Annotated in this window: 7 protein-coding genes; 2 read left to right on the top strand and 5 right to left on the bottom strand. The window is 25.7% G+C overall.

The genetic code is table 11. The annotated features are described in order from the left end of the window. Both ACRC03_RS05685 and ACRC03_RS05690 read left to right on the top strand, forming a co-directional pair. The coding region (locus ACRC03_RS05685) for a YvrJ family protein (RefSeq protein WP_438650582.1) at positions 1-125 on the top strand (125 nt) is incomplete at its 5' end. A gap of 300 nt (positions 126-425) precedes the next feature. Continuing rightward, complete coding sequence (locus tag ACRC03_RS05690) at positions 426-1,037, top strand: PIN domain-containing protein (protein WP_438651589.1); 612 nt, start codon at positions 426-428, stop codon at positions 1,035-1,037. A 169-nt stretch (positions 1,038-1,206) separates the two neighbouring features. Here the strand turns inward: ACRC03_RS05690 and ACRC03_RS05695 are convergent, their stop codons facing one another. The 5 genes from ACRC03_RS05695 to ACRC03_RS05715 all read right to left on the bottom strand — a co-directional run. Beyond that, positions 1,207-1,470 (bottom strand): Mor transcription activator family protein, encoded by a 264-nt coding sequence (locus tag ACRC03_RS05695; RefSeq protein ID WP_438651590.1) that lies wholly within the window; start codon positions 1,468-1,470, stop codon positions 1,207-1,209. A gap of 95 nt (positions 1,471-1,565) precedes the next feature. After that, positions 1,566-1,883: a hypothetical protein gene (locus tag ACRC03_RS05700; protein WP_438651591.1), complete on the bottom strand. Its 318-nt coding sequence runs from the start codon at positions 1,881-1,883 to the stop codon at positions 1,566-1,568. Between the two features lie 32 nt (positions 1,884-1,915). Beyond that, positions 1,916-2,248: a hypothetical protein gene (locus tag ACRC03_RS05705; protein WP_438651592.1), complete on the bottom strand. Its 333-nt coding sequence runs from the start codon at positions 2,246-2,248 to the stop codon at positions 1,916-1,918. Then, positions 2,249-3,061, bottom strand: a complete 813-nt coding sequence (locus ACRC03_RS05710) for a ParA family protein (RefSeq protein WP_438651593.1) — start codon at positions 3,059-3,061, stop codon at positions 2,249-2,251. Positions 3,062-3,417: 356 nt separating this feature from the next. Next, a partial coding sequence (locus tag ACRC03_RS05715; protein WP_438651594.1) for a hypothetical protein occupies positions 3,418-3,704 on the bottom strand: 287 nt, incomplete at its 5' end.

A 3,704-nucleotide genomic window follows, 5' to 3' on the forward strand; every position in this document is an offset into this window, starting at 1 on the left:
TTGTTACAAATGTAGGTTTCCCAATTGCTCTATCTATGTATCTCTTAGTTAGAATTGAAGGTAAACTTACTGGTTTAACAGATAGTATTAATGAGTTGTCTAAAAACATCACGAGCTTAAGATAATAAAGCTCAAAAAAATGAACTCTAAAATTAGAGTTCATTTTTTTATTCTTGCGTTACTTTCCACTTGAATCTAAATATCTCTAAAATTAAAATACAAGCTTTTATTTTTAGTATTTATCGTTATGTAACTCCTGTAATACCTTTAGAAATATCATTTTAAGGCTCTGAGAGATGTTTAAAGAACTTTTTTTCGTCTTTACATATATTTTTATATTCGATGTGTAAATTTCGCTTACATCATGTATATTTAATTTTTTATTGTTAATCATTCAAATATAGGATTAATAGGGGGAGTTAAATATGAAAAGATATTTTTTAATTGATACAGAAAATGTAAATATAAATGCTTTAGGTTATTTTGATGCATTAGATGAAGATGATGTTATTATTCTATTTTTAACTAATCGTACAGAAAAGCATTTTTCAGATACAAAAATAAATGAAATAATAAAAAGAGCAAAGGTCCAAAGAATACACGTTATAACTGGGACAAAAAATAGTCTTGATTTTCAACTGGTGAGCTTTCTTGGATTCTTAATAGGTGAACATAAAATTCAAAATTTAATTAATGAATATTACATAGTAAGTAAAGACCAAGGCTTTTGGAGTTCTATAAATCTTTTGAATAATTGCTCTGATAATAAAGTTGATCTTGTTAGCTCAATTAATGAAGTTAAAAATCAACATATTGAATTGGATTTATTGACTACTCAAACTTTTGAAAGTCTGTATGCAGCTGGTTATAGAGTAAAAACAGTTAATAAAATGTTAGGTATAATATTAAGTTCACAATCAATTATTGAGGTTAAAGATAAGTTTTTATTTACCTTCGGAAATAGTCCTGCTATTTTCAATAATTGTGAGGCTATAATTAATAATTATTTTAAATCTAGAAATTATGATGCTGCTTAAAATAATTTTGTCGTAGGTTTTTTATAACCTGCGATTTTTATATTTTTTGAAATAAAAAAAGCTACACATCCATAACTAGGCGCGTAACTTCTCTATTTCAAAAATCTAGATTTTTAAGTATCTAAGTCAATATAATACTTTCTGAACTAATCTCTGTCAATAAAAAGCATTAAAAACTTTTCTTATTCCTATTTATAATTGCCCTCACATAACTTTCAGACATATTGTATTTAGATGCTAATTCTTTATGATTAAACCCATTATACTCAGCTATGATTTCTCTGTCTCTAGCTTCTTTATATATCATTTTTTCAGTAGGAAAGTACACTGATGTCCCTCCAAATTCTTCAAATAGCACTTTAGTTATGTCTATACCTATTCTCATTGCTATATTTTCAAATTGTGGAGGTAAATCACTTATTTTTAAGTCCATAAAAAATATCCTCCTATAAAGTGGTTTTAACATTCTTAAATCAAAATACTTTTATATGGATATTCTACATATATTTTTAAATTCCTACTAAAAAACTACTTTCTATACTTTGTAAAATCAATAACAGGAGCTAAGACCTTCTTTTCTTCTTTAACAGATGCTTCCTTAGCTCTTCTTTTTTCAAGTCTTTCAATAAATGCAACTTTAGCTCTATCCATCATTGCTTCATCTACAACAATTCTTTCTAATGTCTGCTTGTCCAAATAAGTATGAACTCCATCTCCATCCATATCAGGTAATGCATATTCTAAATAGTCTTTTAATAATTCTTCATTAGACATGCTTTTGCTATAATACTGCAAATAATAATTTATGCTACCACTGATCTTTAACCAAAGCTTCTTATCATCCATAAAACACTCCTACTAAAGTAAATCTTACATCCCTACTCAGATTTTCTTCTACCTTTTAACTTATTTTTATCATTATATATCTCTACATTTTTTTCTTTAATCTTTACATCTTCTAATAATGGTGTAAGTAGGTTTTCAAATAGTTTTGACATAGTTATATTAGAATCTATAACAACAGTTTTTAATTTATCAACTATCTCTTTATCTAAAGTTACACCTACTTGTTCCTTACTTTTCTTCTTTTCCTTTTTAACTATATCATATATAGATATTGATGCTTTATTTGGCTCTGTTTCATGTATTACAGTTCTCTTATTTGTTTTTGGTAATTCTTCATTTAATATATCCATATCTATTTTAGGCATTTATAACACATCCTTCTCTTTTAGTTCTAAAACCATCTTCTCAATTTCATCTTTGCTAAAATGAGTTTGATTATTCTTGCTTAAATAATCACTTACACTCAACTTACTTAGCAAGGATTTCTCAACAAAAGTACTTCTTCTTATGAATGTATCAATCATTATACTTTTTAAGTCATCAAATTTTTGAAGATATTGATCAAACAAATCTGATACCTGAGTTCTTTGTTTTTCATATCCAACTAATACAGTTGCTTTTATATCATTATCTTCTTTTTCTAAATAATATTTATCTCTTGACCATAGCTCTTTAAATAAAGTAGCGCCTCTTAAAGAAGATATATTTTTATCCATAATCGGTACTATTATAGAGTCTGCAAGATACAGTATATTTTTAGCAGTTAAATTATAACTTGGTGACAAATCACAAATTATATAATCATACTTTTCTAACACATCTATATTCTTCATATACCATCTAGCTAGTACTTTTTCTCTAGCTGGTTGTAGACTTATTTTTTCATCTAACATAGCTAATCCTATATCTGCTGGTATTATATCTATATTTGGATAATTTTCATTTGGAGACTTTACAATTACATCTTCTGCACTAATTCCATCCACTATATCTATAGTTGTTTTATCTTCATGGTTTACTTTATATACATATTGTGTAAGATTTTCTTGTAAGTCTAAATCCCAAAGTAATATATTTTTATTTTTATCTTTTGCTAACTCGTATGCTGTAATTATTGACATAGAAGTCTTGTAAATACCACCTTTTATATTAAAAAAAGTTATTAACTTTGTTTTCATTTTATTATCTCCTAGTTTTTTAATTGTTTTTTTTATATTTTATCATAGTTTAATTTATTTTAAAACATAAAAAAAACTATGAAATAACTTAGTTATTTCATAGTTTTAAATTTCAATATATATTCCATGTAACTACATATGGATTATTAAACATGAGAGCTTAGTTCCGAATTAAGTAACCAATCTTTAAACATATTCAACTACAAACTCTATAAGATTAATATCATAATTGACTAATCCCGCAAAACTCTTTTGTTATATAATTATAACTAGCCATCTCATTCATCTTTTGGTAAATATAATGTTCATATATTTTAAAACACCTACTAAAAAACTGCTGTCTATACTTTACAAAATTAATTTACTTTCTTAAGTTTTTTTTTCAAAACTACCTCTTCTACAATTAATAGTGTTGCACTTATTATAGCTGATAAAATTCCTATTTTTGTACTATAAGCTGAAACTAATACCCCAACTAAAACTACTATCTTACCATTTAATACTCCATTTATTTGGTCAATATATTTTACATCTTTAAATTTTTCATACCAGTTTATCCCTAATCCATAAAGTATAAGTATGATACCTAGGACTACTCTTATAAGTTCTATTGTTTCCATTTTTACACACCTTTCTTTTTGTA

The organism is Romboutsia sp. (genome assembly GCF_051659545.1).
In the GTDB taxonomy this organism is placed as follows: domain Bacteria; phylum Bacillota; class Clostridia; order Peptostreptococcales; family Peptostreptococcaceae; genus JBOFOR01.